General features: G+C 55.1%; 19 protein-coding genes and 1 pseudogene. 6 read left to right on the top strand and 14 right to left on the bottom strand.

What is annotated here, in order from left to right; translation table 11 throughout:
* The first annotated feature begins 93 nt into the window (after window positions 1–93).
* Window positions 94–1,211: pseudogene (locus DHN10_RS04955) on the top strand (IS3 family transposase).
* Here DHN10_RS04955 and DHN10_RS04950 read toward each other — a convergent pair.
* A complete protein-coding gene (locus DHN10_RS04950; RefSeq protein WP_159086921.1) occupies window positions 1,154–1,576 on the bottom strand; it encodes a hypothetical protein in 423 nt (140 codons plus the stop codon). The pseudogene DHN10_RS04955 and the gene DHN10_RS04950 sit on opposite strands and share 58 nt — an antisense overlap.
* A gap of 85 nt (window positions 1,577–1,661) precedes the next feature.
* On the opposite strand from DHN10_RS04950, the gene DHN10_RS04945 reads away from it, so the two are divergent.
* Complete coding sequence (locus tag DHN10_RS04945; RefSeq protein ID WP_159086920.1) at window positions 1,662–1,961, top strand: response regulator; 300 nt, start codon at window positions 1,662–1,664, stop codon at window positions 1,959–1,961.
* A 313-nt stretch (window positions 1,962–2,274) separates the two neighbouring features.
* On the opposite strand, the gene DHN10_RS04940 is transcribed toward DHN10_RS04945, so the two are convergent.
* Window positions 2,275–2,985: a GntR family transcriptional regulator gene (locus DHN10_RS04940; RefSeq protein ID WP_234417032.1), complete on the bottom strand. Its 711-nt coding sequence runs from the start codon at window positions 2,983–2,985 to the stop codon at window positions 2,275–2,277.
* Window positions 2,986–3,065: 80 nt separating this feature from the next.
* Here DHN10_RS04940 and DHN10_RS04935 point away from each other — a divergent pair, with 80 nt between their 5' ends.
* The 4 genes from DHN10_RS04935 to DHN10_RS04920 all read left to right on the top strand — a co-directional run bounded on the left by DHN10_RS04935 (window position 3,066) and on the right by DHN10_RS04920 (window position 7,090).
* Window positions 3,066–4,064: a TRAP transporter substrate-binding protein gene (locus DHN10_RS04935; protein ID WP_108814137.1), complete on the top strand. Its 999-nt coding sequence runs from the start codon at window positions 3,066–3,068 to the stop codon at window positions 4,062–4,064.
* Between the two features lie 75 nt (window positions 4,065–4,139).
* Entirely contained in the window at window positions 4,140–4,625 is a 486-nt protein-coding gene (locus DHN10_RS04930; protein WP_108814136.1) for a TRAP transporter small permease, read from the top strand.
* Window positions 4,626–4,635: 10 nt separating this feature from the next.
* Entirely contained in the window at window positions 4,636–5,919 is a 1,284-nt protein-coding gene (locus DHN10_RS04925) for a TRAP transporter large permease (protein WP_108814135.1), read from the top strand.
* A gap of 25 nt (window positions 5,920–5,944) precedes the next feature.
* A complete protein-coding gene (locus DHN10_RS04920) occupies window positions 5,945–7,090 on the top strand; it encodes an alpha-hydroxy acid oxidase (RefSeq protein ID WP_108814134.1) in 1,146 nt (381 codons plus the stop codon).
* Window positions 7,091–7,123: 33 nt separating this feature from the next.
* Here the strand turns inward: DHN10_RS04920 and DHN10_RS04915 are convergent, their stop codons facing one another.
* The 12 genes from DHN10_RS04915 to DHN10_RS04860 all read right to left on the bottom strand — a co-directional run bounded on the left by DHN10_RS04915 (window position 7,124) and on the right by DHN10_RS04860 (window position 16,934).
* The gene (locus DHN10_RS04915; protein ID WP_306419255.1) at window positions 7,124–7,504 is read right to left on the bottom strand and encodes a methylglyoxal synthase; all 381 of its coding nucleotides are present in this window, start codon (window positions 7,502–7,504) and stop codon (window positions 7,124–7,126) included.
* Window positions 7,505–7,508: 4 nt separating this feature from the next.
* Entirely contained in the window at window positions 7,509–8,024 is a 516-nt protein-coding gene (locus tag DHN10_RS04910) for a 2,4'-dihydroxyacetophenone dioxygenase family protein (protein WP_108814132.1), read from the bottom strand.
* 10 nt (window positions 8,025–8,034) lie between these two features.
* Window positions 8,035–8,736, bottom strand: coding sequence for an SDR family NAD(P)-dependent oxidoreductase (locus DHN10_RS04905; protein ID WP_108814131.1), 702 nt, complete (start codon window positions 8,734–8,736; stop codon window positions 8,035–8,037).
* Window positions 8,733–9,359, bottom strand: coding sequence for a 2-dehydro-3-deoxy-6-phosphogalactonate aldolase (locus tag DHN10_RS04900; RefSeq protein ID WP_108814130.1), 627 nt, complete (start codon window positions 9,357–9,359; stop codon window positions 8,733–8,735). Before DHN10_RS04900 ends, DHN10_RS04905 begins: the two co-directional genes overlap by 4 nt.
* On the bottom strand, window positions 9,356–10,276 hold the full coding sequence (locus DHN10_RS04895) for a 2-dehydro-3-deoxygalactonokinase (RefSeq protein WP_108814129.1): 921 nt from the start codon (window positions 10,274–10,276) through the stop codon (window positions 9,356–9,358). Before DHN10_RS04895 ends, DHN10_RS04900 begins: the two co-directional genes overlap by 4 nt.
* Window positions 10,257–10,946: an RraA family protein gene (locus DHN10_RS04890; protein WP_108814128.1), complete on the bottom strand. Its 690-nt coding sequence runs from the start codon at window positions 10,944–10,946 to the stop codon at window positions 10,257–10,259. Before DHN10_RS04890 ends, DHN10_RS04895 begins: the two co-directional genes overlap by 20 nt.
* A gap of 12 nt (window positions 10,947–10,958) precedes the next feature.
* Window positions 10,959–11,942 (bottom strand): C-terminal binding protein, encoded by a 984-nt coding sequence (locus tag DHN10_RS04885; RefSeq protein ID WP_234417029.1) that lies wholly within the window; start codon window positions 11,940–11,942, stop codon window positions 10,959–10,961.
* 40 nt (window positions 11,943–11,982) lie between these two features.
* Window positions 11,983–12,477, bottom strand: a complete 495-nt coding sequence (locus tag DHN10_RS04880; RefSeq protein ID WP_108814126.1) for a lactoylglutathione lyase family protein — start codon at window positions 12,475–12,477, stop codon at window positions 11,983–11,985.
* A 24-nt stretch (window positions 12,478–12,501) separates the two neighbouring features.
* Complete coding sequence (locus DHN10_RS04875) at window positions 12,502–13,290, bottom strand: SDR family NAD(P)-dependent oxidoreductase (protein WP_108814125.1); 789 nt, start codon at window positions 13,288–13,290, stop codon at window positions 12,502–12,504.
* Between the two features lie 15 nt (window positions 13,291–13,305).
* Window positions 13,306–14,292 (bottom strand): ABC transporter permease, encoded by a 987-nt coding sequence (locus DHN10_RS04870; protein WP_108814124.1) that lies wholly within the window; start codon window positions 14,290–14,292, stop codon window positions 13,306–13,308.
* Window positions 14,289–15,812 carry a sugar ABC transporter ATP-binding protein gene (locus tag DHN10_RS04865; protein WP_108814123.1) on the bottom strand — a complete coding sequence of 508 codons (1,524 nt, stop codon included), beginning with the start codon at window positions 15,810–15,812 and terminating at the stop codon, window positions 14,289–14,291. Before DHN10_RS04865 ends, DHN10_RS04870 begins: the two co-directional genes overlap by 4 nt.
* An 87-nt stretch (window positions 15,813–15,899) precedes the next feature.
* The gene (locus DHN10_RS04860) at window positions 15,900–16,934 is read right to left on the bottom strand and encodes a sugar ABC transporter substrate-binding protein (protein WP_108814122.1); all 1,035 of its coding nucleotides are present in this window, start codon (window positions 16,932–16,934) and stop codon (window positions 15,900–15,902) included.
* Between the last annotated feature and the right edge of the window lie 23 nt (window positions 16,935–16,957).

Below are 16,957 nucleotides of genomic sequence, written 5' to 3'. Positions count from 1 at the left end.
ATCGGCTTGATGCTGCGTTGTTGTCATGATTGACGAACTGTCTTGGCCCCCTAAAACTGTGCCAAAGTTGGCTTAGTTTTGGAGATTGGATTGATGGCACGGAAACGGTACTCGGATGAAGATGTTCTTCGGCTTTTGCGTGAGATTGAACTGAGCCTAGCGTCTGGCTCAGATGTAGCGACGGCCTGCAGAAGTGCTGGTGTCAGCGACGCGACCTATTACACATGGCGCAAACGGTTTGGTGGCATGGGACGATCGGAGATGGCCAATCTGAAGGCGCTTCAGAAAGAGAATGATCGGCTCAAGAAGATCGTGGCGGAGCTTGAGTTGGATAAGCTGATCCTCAAAGAGAGCCTTGATTATTTAAAGCCGAAGGCCTGACGACAGACCAGCTTCGTCAGGCCGTGGTGCACAGCCGACAAAAGCTGGCAACCTCTGAACGGCGCACATGTCGGGTTCTGGGCGTGGCCCGAAGCACGTTGCAATACCAAGCGGTTTCCACGGATGATGAGGTGTTGCGCCTGGCAATGATCCGATTGGCCAAGCAATATGGGCGCTACGGCTATCGTAAGGTTGCGGAACTACTGCGAGTCGAAGGCTGGCCCGTCAATCATAAGAAGATCGAACGCCTGTGGCGCGAAGAAGGCCTGCAACTTCCAAGGCGACACAAGAAACGCAGGCGACTGTACCACAAGGACAGCTCAATCATCCGGCTGCGGCCGCAACATCCCAATCACATCTGGAGCGTCGATTTTGTGCACGACAAACTGAGCAACGGGCGGCCCTACAAGATGCTCACGGTGCTGGATGAATATACCCGTGAGGCACTGTGTGTCGCGGTCAAACCAAAGATGAACAGCGCGGATGTGCTGGATGCGCTCTACCCACTGCTTTTGCGGCGCGGGAAACCCGTATACATTCGTTCGGACAATGGCTCAGAGTTCATCGCAACAGCACTACAAGACTGGCTGAGAAAGGTCGGGATTAAGCCGATCCAGATATACCCGGGGTCACCCTGGGAGAACGGATACAACGAGCGCTTCAATGGCACGCTGCGCCGAGAAGTCCTGAATGCTGAATGGTTCCACACCACGAAACAGGCACAGATCGTCATCAATACATGGCTCAGACAGTACAATCGTGTTCGACCCCATCAGGCTTTAAACATGCGTCCGCCAATTCCAGAAACATTGCTCAAAAGTGGCCCATAGAAATGGGGCTGGACAACAACGTCGATGGTGTCGGGCAGGTTCTTTACAGGCTGGTTTGCTTTAGGTGTCAGCGCCATCGACGCTTTGTTGGTCGGATTGCCCCATTTGTCTTCAGCTTTTATTTTCAATGCAAACGGCACGCCACTGGCAATGGTCGACGGGACTACAGCGACCCATGTCGCTGGTACGCCGGCCACAATAGAGTTTGCCGGTTGTTTGGGCAGGGTTTGGAAATTGTAGGTGGCGATTGGGTCGACTAAGACGCGGAAATTGTATTGGCTTTCGCAGAATGTTTGCAGGCGCATGCCAGGGCCACCATGATCGGTCACACCAAAGCGAACTGTAATCGTGTCGCCTTCTTTCATAAAGCCTTTGACAACCTTGATTTGCAACGTGCGGTCCCAAGGGCGAATGTTGCCTTTGGGGTCAAAGCGCGCTTGCAAGATAGCATTGTTGGAGGCCACTACCTCAGTATATGATGTCACAACAAGCGACACAGGACACGATGCGATGACATTGCTTCAAGAAAAGCGATTTGACCTGCTGCTTAGCGATCTTGATCTTGGCGGGACTATTGATGGTCTTGATCTCGTCAAGGCAGCTTGGCGGGGTCCGCACAACGTGAAGACAATTATCATGTCGGGTAAATCATCTGCAAAAACGGCCGTACCTGATCATACTGCGTTCATCGAAAAACCGGTCACAAGCAGCACGCTTGCTGAAGTTCTTTATCTGGAAAAGCAAAACTGAACTTGCCAGTAGCAGACTTTGGGCTAATCGCAGCGAGAACTCACTTTGTCCCGCACTCTGTGAGTCCAATGGGTCCGCAGAGAACGTCCACCTTTCCTATACCAGCCGTTCGTTATTGGCGCAGCTAAAGTCCGTTGAGAGCCCAAAGTACCGAAATGCTGCAACGACGCTAATGTCGGCTTCGCGGAAACGACGAAATCCGTACGAGGTTGAGTCGGGCAATGGCCGATATCCAGCAAGCACTCTTCATACTGTAACCGCTGACCGAATTGCAGCCATTCGCTGCGCGTAAGAGCTTGGAGCGGCGTGTGTCTTATTGGTTCGCACCAATCAAGTCTGAGTATGAACGTTCACCGCGCGTGATTTGCCGCTTTAGGACAGCCAACGCTGTGTCGAACCTTCCCTCGTCTAAATGCGTCACGATCGCTTCGTGCTCAGCGAACGATTTTTCTGTCCGTTCCGATTGCTTTGAAAGATGCGTCCTCATGGTTCGCACGATATCGCCGACCTTCTGATATCCTTCCTGCAGGTAATGGTTGCCGCAACAACTGAAGAATGTGTCGTGAAATTCTGCATCCAGTTCCAGATACAATTCAAAGCTATCTGCGCTGCGAGCCGCCGCCATTTGTGTGACGATATCTCCTAGCGCTGCAAGAAACGCGTCGCGACTTACATTAATTGCCCGTTTGAGAGCTGCAGTCTCAAGGAACAGCCGGTACTGGCAAAGCTCAACCACGTCATCTTGTGAGAGGGAAAAAACGAAAGCACCGCGCTGCGGTATGATTTCGACGAGTCCTTGCAGTTTCAATGCCGCCAAAGCTTCGCGAATCGGGGTCTTGCTGATGCCCAATACTTCCGAAAGCTTCGCTTCTTGCAGCGACTCGCCCAAGCGAAACGCGCCTTTAATGATCCCTTTCCGAATACGCTCTTCAGCAATTTTGCTTAATGAATCCGGCCGCTTAATTTGCATTATCTCAGTCATGATCGCTTCGGTCCCAATGGTCACACCCACACGATACCACATGTAAGCTTGATTTCTATACCATATCTGATATCTCAGATAGTAGCTGAAATGCTAACTTACTGAATCCTAGGGAGGATACCTTGTCTAAGAAATCAACCATCGCACTCGGTGCGATCCTGTCGGCAGGTCTTGCGTTCACTGCGTCTGCCGAAACTGTCATCAAAGTGGGTCATGGAGCGGCTGAGTCATTTCATATGCACCGTGCTCTTCTGCATTTCGAAGAGTTGGTGGAAGCTGGCTCAAACGGTGAGATCGACGTGCAAATCTTCCCGTCCTCGCAAATGGGTCCTGATCGTGAAATGATTGAAGGCGTTCAGACTGGCGTTTTGGAAATGGCCATTCCGCCATCGTCCTTCTTCGCGGGCTGGGACCCTGCTTTCGCAGTCATCGAACTGCCCTACATGTATGCGTCCAAGGACATCGCGTTCAACGTTTTGGAGAGCGAAGCCGGTGACGGCATGATCGAGCGTATCGAAGGGCAGGGCCTTGTGGGTCTTGGCTGGCTGGAGCTGGGTGTTCGTAACGTGACGAACAACGTGCGCCCTATCGCATCTCCTGCTGATCTTGAGGGCGTCAAACTGCGTACAATGCAGGTACCTGCCCACGTGGCAACGTTCCAGGCGCTCGGCGCAAACCCAACACCGATGAACTTCGGCGAAGTCTACTCCGCTCTGCAGCAGGGTGTGATCGACGGGCAGGAAAACCCGCTGGCCATCATTACATCGCAGCGGTTCTACGAGGTTCAGTCCTACCTCTCCACGACCGGCCATGTCTTTGCTGTCTACATGCCAGTGATCAGCCAGCCATTCTTCGACTCTCTGTCCGCAGAACATCAACAGCTTATCCGCGATTCGATGGCTGCAGCGCGCACGTTCCAGGCCGAGACTGTGGCTGCCGAAGACGCTTCGCAGTTGGAAGAGATCCGGGCCGCTGGTGTTGAGGTGCTGGAATTGACTGCAGAGCAGCGTCAGGCTTTTGCCGATGCGACCGAAAGCGTCCGCTTGCAGTATCGTGATGAAGTTGGTGCAGAAGCTTACGACGCTTGGGTTGCAGCGGTTGCCGCAGCAAGCGCGAACTAAGGTTCCGTTGATCTACAATCGCAGGTGCGCTGGCAGATGACGCCGGGGCGCCTGCATCCAATTGGGAGGGGTGAAATGTCAGGTCTTAAATGGCTTAACGAGAACGCAGAAAGGGCTTTGGCAAGTTTGCTGCTGGCTGCGATTGTTCTGTTGATCAGTGGCAACGTGTTCATGCGTTACATTATGAACGCCTCCCTCTCATGGGGTGAGGAACTTACTCTTTGGCTTTTCGTCTGGTTCGTCTGGATCGGCGTCAGCTACGCGTTTCACACCGGCGAACATGTGCGCATTACTGTGCTGCGAGACATCCTGAGCGACCGGGGCAGACTGATCGTCGATGCAATCGTCGCTGTTTTGGTTCTTGGCTTTCTCACAATGCTCACGATTGAATGCATCAAGCTGATCAGGATGCCTTTCGTTGCCAGTCAGTCGTCGGTCGTCCTGGGGCTGCCCATTCCCATTCTTTATGCCTCGGCGCCTGTCGGCGCGGCACTTTCAGCGATCCGCGTTGTTCAGCATTTGCTGCGCACCTTGCGTCTGATCGCGCAAACCAAAACGTGAGGGCGAATACATGCTGGCAACCATTCTCTTCATAACCCTACTCGCCTTGCTTTTGTTCAGCGTGCCGATCGGGATCTGCCTCGGCCTGGCCACAATGATTGTCATGGTCTTTGTTGACGGCACACCGCCCATGGTCCTGCTTGCTCGGTCTGTTGTGACTGGAGCGGATTCCTTTCCACTGATCGCTGTCCCTTTGTTTATTCTCGCGGGCGACCTTATGCAGCATGGTGGCATGTCGCGCCGGATCGTCGGTTTCGCAAATGCACTGATCGGGCATATTCGCGGCGGTCTGGCTTATGTGAATGTCTTGGCCTGCGTGTTTTTCGCGGCGATTTCCGGATCCTCGCCCGCGACGGTCGCGGCCATCGGATCCAATATGATCCCCGAGATGGAAAAAGTCGGCTACACACGGCGCTTCAGCGGCGCATTGACCGCTTCTTCGGGAATGATCGGCGTAATGATCCCGCCCAGCATTCCATTCATCATCTATGGTGTCACTGCAGAGGTCTCTATTGGCAAACTCTTCCTCGCAGGCGTCGTGCCCGGCATTTTGTTCGCGTTGATGTTCATGCTGGTCGCGCGGGTCTTGTTACGCAACGACAAGACTGTTCAGGAATCAACGACGACCTTTTCAGGTGCCGGTGTCTGGGAAAGCTTCCGGACATCAATCTGGGCACTTCTTGTGCCAGGGATTATCTTGGGTGGAATCTATAGCGGTATCTTCACGCCAACTGAGGCGGGTGCGGTGGCTGTCGTCTATGCGGTCATTATCGGGATATTCGTCTATCGCGACATTACGTTCGCTGATCTGCCCTCAATTCTCGCAGGAAGCGCCAAGACCAGCGGAACGATCTTGGTGCTGGTCATTATGGCAACGGCATTCGGACGCCTAATCACATTGGCACGCATTCCGACGGAACTGGCGGCCTCGATCACCAGCCTTTCGGACAACCCGATCATGATCCTTTTGCTGATCAATCTTCTTTTGTTGGTTATCGGCATGTTCATGGAGACGATTTCATCGATCATCATCATGACACCAATTCTGCTTCCCGTCGCGACCGCGCTTGGCGTCGATCCCATCGTGTTTGGTGTCATCCTAACGGTAAACCTCGCCATTGGCTTTTGTACGCCACCACTCGGGGTGAACCTTTTTGTGGCGAGCGGAATCTCGAAGGTTTCAATCGAACAGCTCAGTAAGGCCATCCTGCCCTTCTTTGTGGGTATGCTGGTTCTGTTGATGCTGATCACCTACGTGCCAGCCATTTCCTTGGCACTACCATCGCTATGGTAGTCCAACCGAACAGGGCTGGCGCATAATGGACCTGGATCTATCACACCCTTCGATCGAAGACCTTCGGCTTGCGGCACGAAAGCGAATACCAAAGTTTGCTTTCGAGTATCTCGACAGCGCAACAGGTCGCGAATTGGGCTTGAAGGTAAACCGGGACGCACTTGACGCGATCGGGTTCATGCCCAGTGTCTTGTGTGGCCGGACCAAGGCAGACCTGCAGACGGCGCTTCTGGGTCATACTTACGACTTGCCGTTTGGAATAGCCCCCGTTGGCATGTCCGGCCTGATGTGGGCGGGTGCCGAACGCATGCTGGCACAAGCCGCCGCCTCGCATAACATTCCGTTTACACTGTCCAGTGTGGCCGTCGCCTCCCCAGAAGATGTCGCGCCGCACATTGGTCAGAATGGCTGGTTCCAGCATTACCCGGTAAACAGTGCCGACCTGCGGCGAAAAATGTTGCCGCGTATCAAAACGGCAGGATTTCACACGCTCATCATCACGGTGGATGTCCCTGAGGAAAGTCGGCGCGAGCGGCAGCGCCGCGCCAACCTGACCGTGCCGCCAAAAGCCGACCTGCGAACGCTGACCGAGATGGCTGCGCGTCCCGCGTGGTGCCTGGCACATCTGCGGGAAGGGATCATGCCGCGAATGCGGTTCTTTGACGACTATGTTCCCCAGCGAGGCCGCGAGAGCTTTACCCATGCTGGTGCTCTCATTCGAGGCATTCCGGATTGGCAATACCTTAATGAACTGCGCGAAGAATGGGACGGCAATTTGGTCGTCAAAGGTGTGCTGCGGCCGGAAGATGCAAAACGCATGGTGGACATGGGGGCTGATTGCATCTGGGTTTCAAACCATTCTGGCCGCCAGTTCGAAGCCGGCCCCGCCGTCATCGACCAGTTGCCGAAGGTCCGAGCAGCGGTTGGCCCAGACGTGCCTCTGATTTACGATTCCGGCGTTGCCTGGGGGCTCGATATTATGCGCGCGCGGGCCTTGGGTGCTGATTTCGTCATGGTGGGCAGAGCTTTTCAATATGCGGTCGCGGCATTCGGAGCGAAGGGCATCGAGCACCTCGTGCACATTTTGCAGGCCGACATCACAGCGAATATGAGCCAGCTGGGTGCCGAACGACTGGACGAGCTTGCACAATACCTTTTGGATGCTGCATGAGTTGAACGGGTGAAATCCGACGGATTGGGCAGGTTAAGCTGTGGGCTGCCCGCAGAGCCCGCTGACGATGAGATCTGCCGTTGATTGCGAACACGCCATGGGCAGATCATAAACGGTCGCAAGACGTGTCAGCGCTTTGACATCAACGTCATGCGGCATCGGGGAGAGTGGATCGACGAAGAAGATCAACGCATCAAGCTCCTCTTCACAGATAAGCGCGCCAATCTGTTGATCACCGCCCAATGGGCCGCTTTTTAATCTTGTGACGGCTAGCTTCGGGAATGATTCACTGATCCGCCCACCAGTCGTACCAGTTGATACGATACGCACATCAGATAGGTAGGACTTGTTGTGCCTCACCCATTCTACAAGTTCATCTTTTCTTGCGTCATGCGCCACGAGCGCAAAACACAAATGTTCAGCGGATGAATTGTTCAACGTAGTCTTCTCCCAGCCCGACCTCGTCAAAGTGCTTTCGGCAAAGATCGATCTTGGTGAAAACATCTTCAAAGCCGGTGACTTCGCCCCAGGGATCGACGTAACACATCACACCGTTGACCTGAAAATAGGTCACCATCTCTTCGACTTCATCGGGGACGACGAGCGTATGGGTCTCTCCCGGTGGCTCGTAGACATAACCGCCTTCTTCAGCGACCCAGTCGTGCTCCAGATAGTGCCAGCGGCCTTTCAGGACAAACCCATGAACCGGCTGCGGATGACGATGGCGCGACAGGACACCAGCTTTGCGGACTTTCAGCAGGTTCATCCAATAGCCTTGCGAGCGGTTTAGGCACAGCGGGCGAAACCAGACATTCTCAGCTTGCGGCACCCAAAGCTTGTCATCTTCGCTCATGGCGTTGGGTATCACGATCTCTTCCTGCGCATCCTTCGGGAACGGCAATTGGTACGGCATCCGGCTTGTATCTTCAGTCATCTTGCTCTCCTCACATTGCAAGATAACCGCCGTCGACCGGATAGACTGATCCGGTGACGAAGCTGGCATTCTCACTCAGTAGCCAGTGCACAAGCGCTCCGACTTCTTCGGGTTTTCCCCACCGCTTCATTGGCGTGCGCGCCATGATGCCTGCGGTCCGGTCGGGGTCGTCTCGCAGCCCTTGGGTCATCTCTGTCTCGATCCAGCCCGGAGCGATCGCGTTCACGCGGACGCCGTCTTCAGCCCATCTTCCAGCCAGCGCCTTGGTCAGTTGTGCGACGCCGCCTTTTGAGGCCGAATAAGCGGGTACGAGTGGGCCGCCAAAGGTGCTGAGCATGGAGGCGGTGTTGACGATTGCACCGCCGGTTTCCGTCAACAAAGGATGCGCCGCGAGGCAGCATCGCATGGTGCCCGTCAGGTTCACGTCCAGCACGCGAGCAAAAACGTCGATGTCGTATTCGTCACCGCGCAACAGGATGCCGGCGCAGTTAACGAGGGCGTCAAGTTGGGTAAGCTCACCAAAAGTCGCATCAACAGACGTCTGGCTCGTGACGTCCAGAAGCCATGTCGTGATCCTATCCTGTGGATCAAACGCATCAATCTCTGCCTGCGAAACCGATGCTGCGACAACGGACCAGCCCGCCGATGCGAGCGACCTTGCAACACCTGCGCCGATCCCGCGTGTCCCTCCAGTGACAAGGACTTGTTTCATTCTCGCCTCTTTATTGCTTCGACAAACGCCCTAGCGCGTCTGTCGATGTCTTCGATTTCATAATCGGGTTTGAACAAGGCTGATCCCAGTCCAAAGCCATTCACACCCGCTGCAAGATAAGGTGGCATTGTTTCGGGTGTAATCCCGCCCACTGCCGCGATGATCGCGTCTTTGGGCAGAACGGCCCGCATCGCAGCAATAGCAGCGGGCGGTGCCATTTCAGCCGGAAAGACCTTCAGTACTGACGCGCCAATCTCCAACGCCGCAAAGGCTTCGGACGGCGTCACGATGCCAGGGCACCAATATAACCCTCGCGCGATGGCGGCTTGGCCGACATTCGGGTTCATATTGGGCGATACGATGATCCGGCCGCCGGCATCGGCAACCGCATCGACCTGATCTACTGTCAAAACGGTCCCTGCGCCGACAATTGCTTGCGATCCATGCCGCTTCACAATCGCAGCAATCGACTCCAGCGGGTCTGGTGAGTTCAGCGGGACCTCGATAATCCGGAAACCAGCATCGACCAGAGTGTCAGAAACAGAGGCCGCGTCTGCCGCCGCTAACCCTCTCAGGATCGCAATCAGCGGGTTCTGAGAGATAGCTGTCGCAAGTTCGATCATCCGACCAACCCCGCCGCCTGGGCAATCAGGAAATGGCCCTTTGCTACGATATCATCAGGCGCGTGCCGGCATTCAAGCCCCGCAAGGCGCAAAGCGATCTCATATCGCTCTGATAGGTCGTTCCGCCCCACGATGGTAACCGCGTCCATTTCAGACTCGTCTATGATGGCTGCGGCAATTTCTGTGCCAATCAGCAAACCAGACATATAGTCGGCCGTCGCACCATTGGGGATCTTTCCCATTAGCGGCAACGTTCGGACGTGGAAAAGGCTGTGCAAAAGGTTTGATGAGCCCTCAAGCCCGGCCTTTGCCCCAATGGTAAACGCCTCTTCGTCAAAGGTGTCGTCTGTCATCAGGGTGCCCAGAATCGTATGGCCTTTGAGTGCCGCGAAAATCTCACCCGTCATATAGGTCGAGAAATCCACGATCTTGCCATCCGCAACCTGCACCCACTTGCTATGGGTGCCCGGCATCACGAAAGCGCCCTCGCTCAAACCAAGGGCAGAAGCGCCGATGATCTGGGCCTCCTCTCCGCGCATTACGTCCGGTCCACCAGCATGTTCGACAGAGGCACCCGTCACGAAGTGAACGCGAACACCGCTTTCGGTGTCATGTGGTACAAGGGCCTGCGCGAGGCGGCACGCCCCGAGCGGCATCTGTTCATATGGTGTTTCAACCCAGCCGTTTCGGCTTGTGATCATTCCTGATGCAAGGATTGGAAGATCGGTTTGCGACACCCAAGGACCAATGAGGCGGTCGAGGACCGCCTCAAAGGTATTTCCAGACACCTGCATAATGCCTTCGGGAGAAGAGACACCCTCAATAACCTGGCCATCCGTATCGATAAGAAAAGCGCGAAGCGAACTCGTCCCCCAATCAACACCGATGAGAGCTGGTTCAGATACGGCCGAATTCATTCAACAGATCCTCAACGGTTTTGCCTTGTGCGACCCATTCGCGTGTCTTCTCTTCGCGATCCGCTTGTTCTTGTGCCAGGCGCACAGTTTCTTCTGCAATTTGCTGCGGAACCACGACGACCCCCATCAGATCAGCGACAATGAAATCGCCAGGGTTCACGACCACGCCGCCACAGGCAATGGGAACATTGATCGAAAGCTCTTCCTTACGTTCTGAAAACATCGTGTGCGTCCCGCGTGGCGTGATCGCGCGCGTCCAGATCGGCCAGTTGATGTCTTCCAGCTCATCCGTATCGCGACCCGTACCGTCAACAATCATGCCGCGAATTCCGCGGTTCTGAGCCAATCCGCCCATGAGGCCGCCGCAGACCGACGTTTGCAGATCGCCACCCGCATCAACAACGATAACGTCGCCTGGCTGTGCCATCTCAAGCGCTCGTAAGGGGTCAACAAGGTCCCCCTTGGACAATTGAACCGTGACGGCCTGACCTGTCACCTTTGCGCGAAAAGCCGGTTTGATGGCGCTGTCCATCACGCCAGTGCGGTACTGCACATCTGCAAAAATAGCGGCGGCGGAATAAGCCTCCAACACCTTGTCGAATTTCTTCAGCAAATCTGGGTTTCGGTCGAAGTCGTTGAAGACCCTGAGGTCTGTGCTCACGTCTGGCATATCTGTCTCCTATTAAGCGGTGAGTGCGGCCAACGCATCGGCGTTGACGGTGTAATCTGGCTGTTGCCCTGTCAGGACTTTGGCCACTTGGGTCGCTGCGGTGACGCGGGCCGCAAGAATGGATTCTTCTGAGTAATAGGCCGCATGGGGCGTCACGAGCACATTTGGCAGCGTGAAAAGCGGGTTATCATCGGGAGTCCAATTCGCCCTTTTGGCCGGTTCTTCTTCCGGATCATCCAGACCTGCTGCGGCCAAATGCCCCCCGCTCAATGCGCGGAAGAGTGCGGCGTTATCGACTGTGGGGCCGCGCCCTGTATTCACAAGAATGGCCCCGGGCTTCATCGCCGCAAACTCGGCATCCGACAGAAAGTGACGGGTGTCGGGCGTCATCGGCGCCTGCATCAAAAGATAGTCGGAACGGGCCAGTAAATCGGGTTTGCTCACAAGTTCGACGCCAAGGTTAGCGGCGACATCTGAAGGCAAGAAAGGATCATAGGCGATGACCCTGACTCCAAAGGCCCGCGCCCGCGCCAGGATCGCTTGTCCAATCTTGCCCAGAGATACGATACCCATTGTGCGCCCGCGCAATCGATAGACTGGCTGACCGCTTTGCCATTGCCAGATGCCTGCGTGGGTCGCGCGATCATAGTCGGGCAATTTACGCGCGAGGGTCAGCCAAAGAGAAATGGCATGATCGGCGACTTCCTCGGTGCAGTAGTTTTGGACGTTGGTAACAAGAATGCCTTTGTCAGTCGCAGTTTCCACATCCACGATATCAACACCGACGCCATAGCGCGCGATGACTTCACATTTTTGCATCCGCAAGATGGTGTCCCTACCGATCCGCGCGTACTGGTTCATCATCGCCGCACAATCAGGGGCAACTTCGAACAAATCCTCCTGGTTCTTGGCCTGAAGCGCGATGACCTCTGCGCCGGCCGCTTCAAGGATCTCGGTCTCAACGTCTACGTTACCAAAGTCGTAATCAGTGATCACGACCTTGGGCCTATCTGTGCGGGGTTTTATTGTGACGGGATCAGCCATAGGCGCCTGCCGAATACGTCAACTCATACGAGTGGCTATAGAGCTCGAAGATGTTGCCGAACGGATCTTCCATGTAGACCATTCGATAGGGTTTTTCGCCGGGGTAATATTTACGCACCTGTTTCATGCGCTGCTTGCCGCCCAGGCTCTCGATGACTTTGATGCGGCCCTCGAGATCTTCATCCTGCACACAGAAGTGGAACAATCCGCGACGCCAGTACTCAAACGGGCGTTCTTCTTCGATTGTCTTGGGGAATTCGAACAATTCGATGCCGACGCCGTCGCCCATTGAAAGGTGGGCTATGCGGAATTTGCCCCAGCCCTCGCCGAATACGTCATCGCACATCTCGCCGATGGCGCTGTCGTCGTGTAGGATTTCGGTCGGTTCCATCAGCACATAAAGACCAAACGCCTTGGAGTAGAAATCTACGGCCTTTTCGAGGTCCGGAACCGTGATGCCGATGTGAGAAAACGTGAGTGCAGCCATGACAGGCTCCTTCTTTCTTGGGTGTTAAAGAATGTTGCGAACGATGCCACCTTCGATCCGGTGCGCCGCACCGTTCGAGGCGGTGCTTGCGGAAATCGTGACGATCATGCGGGCGACTTCGTCAGGTTGGACGAAGCGTTGGATCAGTGAGGTGGGCTCATCGGATTTGAAGTAGTTATTCACGATCGTGTCGAGCGGCTCGCCCTTCTGGTCGGCAAGGCCGTCAAAGTAAGCTTCGACACCTTCGGTCCAGGTTGGGCCCGGCAAGATTGAGTTGACCCGCACTTTCGTGCCTTTGGTCAATTCTGCCATGCCACGGGTCAGACCTAACATGGCAGTTTTGGTCACCGAATAATGCACCATCTGGGGCAACGGTTTGACAGCTGCTTCGCTGGCCATGTTGATGACAGATCCCTCGCCACGTTTGAGCATGGCGGGCAAGAAAATCCTGCTCATCCGAACGGCGGACAGAACGTTGATGTTGAAATAGTGCAGCCAGTCCTCATCGGTCAGCTCTTCGAACGGCTTGACCGAGAAGATACCGACATTGTTGACCAAAATGTCAACATCGCCCTGCGCTTTGGCAAACTCTGCCAATGCGGTCGCATCTTCGCTCTTAGACAGGTCGGCCGCGATGCCGGTGACATCGCCAAGTGATGACAGGTCATTCACGCACGCAGTGACCTCTGCCTCTGTGAGGCCATGCACGATCAGTCGTGCACCTTCCTGCAAGTAGGTCTTTGCGGTCGCCTTCCCGATACCTGATCCTGAACCGGTGACCAGAACAAGCTTGTCTTTCAGTCCTAAATCCATGTCACGTCCCCTATTCTACTTGACTTTCTTCGCAGATGATTTGCGCCCAAAAACACGCCCCATCAGGCCGGAGATTTCGGCACGCCACATGTCGATACCAACTGCCAGAAGGATGATCAGACCCAGTACAATGTTCTGCACTGAGGATGGCGCTGCGTTCAGGTTCAACCCATTCTGGACGATCACAATCGTCATTGCGCCCATCAACGTGGCAAGGATATTGCCCCGCCCGCCTGCAAGGCTGGCCCCGCCCACGACGGCGGCCGCAATGGCCTGCAGTTCAAGCGTTTGACCGTAATTGGGTGAACCGGAGTTGAGGCGCGCTGACATCAGGATTGCCCCTACCGCCGTCATGAAACCGGCAATGACAAACGTCGTCGTCTGAACTTTACGCACGTTGATACCGGTCAGAACGGCAGCCGCAGGGTTGCCGCCAACGGCATAAATCTCGCGGCCCAGCTTTGTGAAGTTCATCGTGAAAGCGGCGAGTGCGTAAAAGAACACGAGGTAGAAAAAGGGCAACGGAACGCCAAGCAACTTACCGTAAAAGATTGGCTCCAACGCCGGATCAAGCGAGAAGATTGGCGAGCCATTATTGAACGTCAGCGCAAGACCACGGAATGCAATCAACGCGGCCAAAGTCGTGATGAACGAGGGTATTCGCCCGTAAGCCGTTATCAAACCAATAAGAAGCCCCAACAAACCGCCCACAAGAAGGATGAGCGGAAGTGCTAAGACAAGCGGAATGCCCATGAACTTGAGCATCTGAGCAAGGATCATGGTCAGCAGGGCCACCATCGAGCCCGAGCTTAGGTCAATGCCGGCTGCAAAAATCACGATGGTGGACCCGATGGCAATTAACGCCACGATACTTACCTGCAACGACAGGTTGGATAGGTTGCCGGGATTTAGGAACCGATCGGTGGTCAGTGCAACGATAAGCGCGACAATCACCATGGCCGCAAAGGGACCGATCAACTGTGTGTCAAAAACTCGCTTCATGCGAACGCCTCCTCAGGCTTGGTATGCAAGGCGTCCGCAGATGCCCGCACAAGATCATCGTGGTTAAGGTCTGATGCCTTCACAGTGCGCTTGATCGCGCCGTGCTGAACGACCGCAATCCGATCACTCATCGCCAATAGTTCATCGTGGTCCGAACTGATCAGTATGATGGATTTGCCTGCACGCGTCAGTTTGTTGATAAGTTTGTAGACAGCGATCTTGGCGCCGATGTCGATCCCTTGGGTGGGTTCATCAAGGATCAGGATATCTGATTGAGAGAACAGCCAGCGCGCGATCACGATCTTTTGCTGGTTTCCACCGGACAGGAAATTCACCGTCTTTTCTTCAGCTTGGGTCGAGATTTCCAGGTCGCGTATCAGGTCATGGGTGGCCTGCGCCTCGGCCTTGAGGTTCAAGACGCCAAACCGGTTGAGACCACCCAATGAGGCCGCCGTGATGTTTCCACTGGCGCGGAAGTTAAAGAACAACCCATCATATTTGCGGTTCTCTGGAACCAGAGCCAAACCCGCACGGATCGCATCGATTTCACGCCGAAAACGGACCGGCTTGCCGCTTAGCAAGATCTGACCAGCACTCAGTTCATCGGTGCCGAACAACGCTCGGGCAATTTCCGTCCGACCGCTGCCCAACACGCCACCCAGACCAAGAACCTCACCTTTGTGAAGCGTAAAGGAGGCGTCAGTCACGCCAAACTCGGTAACCAGGCCTTGCGCCTCAAGTACGACGTCGTCGGACGCATTGTGTTCTTTCGGATAGTGCTCACCGATGTCTTCGCCGACCATGGCGCTAACGATATCAGAAACATTGATTTCAGTTTCGCCGCTGGCCCGCACCACGCGGCCATTGCGCAGGATGGTCACCTCATCGACGATCCGTTCGACCTCGTCGAGACGGTGAGACACATAAAGAATTGCGGTGCCACGGCTGCGCATGTTGCGCAAAAGCTGGTGCAGGCGTTCGATCTCTTCTTCGCCAAGGGCTGCCGTCGGCTCATCCAGAATGATCATTCGGGCGTCCATTGCGATGGCTTTGGCGATTTCAACAAGTTGTTGTTCGCCAACAGAAAGCGTTCCGGTGATCGCATTGGGCGACACATCAACGTCCATTTCTGCGAGAACACGGGCGGCATCATCGTGAACTTTTTTCCAGTTGATCACTCCAAGACGCGACCGTGGCATATTGCCGAGGAAAATGTTTTCACCCACCGACAAGGTTGGCACGATTGAAAACTCTTGAAAAACAGTGGCGATCCCATTGTCACGGGCAGCTTGTGGATCACTGATCGTCACCTCCGTTCCGTTATGCAGTATTTTGCCACTATCGGGCTGCTGAACGCCGGAAAGCGTCTTGATCATTGTGGATTTGCCGCAGCCATTCTCGCCCAACAGCCCGTGAATAGAACCTGGCATGAGCTTGATGCAGACCTTGTCGTTCGCAAGAACACCGGGATAGGCCTTGCTGATGTCGACAAACTCCCAAAGGGGCGTTTCGCTGGTCATGCTATTGCCTCGACTTGAAGGTGACATTGAGTTGGCTAGCGCCTCCCGGCGGCACGTTCTTGCGCCGCCGGGAAACAGGGAGAAAGGTTAGTATTCTCTGGACGGCTGTGGGAACAGCTTCTCTGGCTCTTGCAGAACGCCAACCGCGCCCTCCATGTCCTCGATCGAGGTTGGTGTCTCGATCCACCCTCCGGGATAAGTGCCATTGAGAGCGTCAAGAGTTGCGTGCATCGCGGCTTTGCCCATCAAGAACGGCGACGTGTTGACGGTCGCCGTGATGTTGCCTGCAGCGATTTCTTCAAGTCCAGAAGTGTCGCCGTCGTTGCCGAGCAAAACGATGTCGTCCCGACCAAGCGCCTTGGCGGCAAAAGATGCACCAATGATCATATAGTCGTTTGCAGCAAAGATCATATCCAGATCAGGGTTGGACTGAAGAATGTCCATGCCTGCAGTATTGCCGCCCTCGACGTTCCATTTGCCGTCAATGGACACGACAACCTCGAAGTTTTCATTGCCTTCGATCCCGTCAAGGAAACCACCCACGCGCTCGGTGGAGTGATAGCCCGGCTGGCCCTCGATGATACCAACTTGCAGGGGCTCATCGCCATAGTTCTCGATGGCCCAGTCTGCGATGGCGTGGGTGCCATTGCGTTGTGAATAGCCGACAACACCGTGGATCGGCGTCGGGAAGTTAGGGATGTCCGAGTTGATCATCAGGACGGCCATTCCGGCGTCGACAGCCTGCTCAAGCAGGGGGGCCGCGGCGAACTCGTCATGGGTTCCGAAGATAATTGCGTCAACGTCTTGCGTCAGCACATCCTGGATCATGCCCATCTGGCCGTTAATGTCCGCGCCCGACTGCGGGGCGAGCATGAAGACCTCAACGCCGGCTTCGGCAGCAACAGCTTTGATGCCCTCACCGATAGCGATGTAGTAGTTGAACTCGGTCGCTGGCGGCATGTAGGCGATCCGAAAAACCTCATTCGTCGGCGTGATGGCGTCAATTGGGGCTTGTGCACCATCTTGAAGCGGTACCGGTGTCGGATAGTTTTCCGCAAATGTCACAGTTGCCAGCATGGCGAAACCAGCAGCAAGTGTTGTGTTCATCAATCGTTTTGTCATTTTTCTCCTCCCAGAGAATGGTT

Source organism: Loktanella sp. Alg231-35 (assembly GCF_900143545.1).
Lineage (GTDB): Bacteria > Pseudomonadota > Alphaproteobacteria > Rhodobacterales > Rhodobacteraceae > Yoonia.
This window is presented reverse-complemented; position numbering and strand designations above follow the sequence as displayed.

Coding starts and splice junctions, on each gene's coding strand:
- DHN10_RS04910 (WP_108814132.1), bottom strand. CDS start 8,024: ATGACTGAAGATACAAGCCGGATGCCGTACCAATTGCCGTTCCCGAAG.
- DHN10_RS04870 (WP_108814124.1), bottom strand. CDS start 14,292: ATGAAGCGAGTTTTTGACACACAGTTGATCGGTCCCTTTGCGGCCATG.
- DHN10_RS04905 (WP_108814131.1), bottom strand. CDS start 8,736: ATGAAACAAGTCCTTGTCACTGGAGGGACACGCGGGATCGGCGCAGGT.
- DHN10_RS04880 (WP_108814126.1), bottom strand. CDS start 12,477: ATGGCTGCACTCACGTTTTCTCACATCGGCATCACGGTTCCGGACCTC.
- DHN10_RS04875 (WP_108814125.1), bottom strand. CDS start 13,290: ATGGATTTAGGACTGAAAGACAAGCTTGTTCTGGTCACCGGTTCAGGA.
- DHN10_RS04920 (WP_108814134.1), top strand. CDS start 5,945: ATGGACCTGGATCTATCACACCCTTCGATCGAAGACCTTCGGCTTGCG.
- DHN10_RS04895 (WP_108814129.1), bottom strand. CDS start 10,276: ATGAATTCGGCCGTATCTGAACCAGCTCTCATCGGTGTTGATTGGGGG.
- DHN10_RS04950 (WP_159086921.1), bottom strand. CDS start 1,576: ATGAAAGAAGGCGACACGATTACAGTTCGCTTTGGTGTGACCGATCAT.
- DHN10_RS04930 (WP_108814136.1), top strand. CDS start 4,140: ATGTCAGGTCTTAAATGGCTTAACGAGAACGCAGAAAGGGCTTTGGCA.
- DHN10_RS04925 (WP_108814135.1), top strand. CDS start 4,636: ATGCTGGCAACCATTCTCTTCATAACCCTACTCGCCTTGCTTTTGTTC.
- DHN10_RS04890 (WP_108814128.1), bottom strand. CDS start 10,946: ATGCCAGACGTGAGCACAGACCTCAGGGTCTTCAACGACTTCGACCGA.
- DHN10_RS04860 (WP_108814122.1), bottom strand. CDS start 16,934: ATGACAAAACGATTGATGAACACAACACTTGCTGCTGGTTTCGCCATG.
- DHN10_RS04865 (WP_108814123.1), bottom strand. CDS start 15,812: ATGACCAGCGAAACGCCCCTTTGGGAGTTTGTCGACATCAGCAAGGCC.
- DHN10_RS04900 (WP_108814130.1), bottom strand. CDS start 9,359: ATGATCGAACTTGCGACAGCTATCTCTCAGAACCCGCTGATTGCGATC.
- DHN10_RS04940 (WP_234417032.1), bottom strand. CDS start 2,985: ATGTGGTATCGTGTGGGTGTGACCATTGGGACCGAAGCGATCATGACT.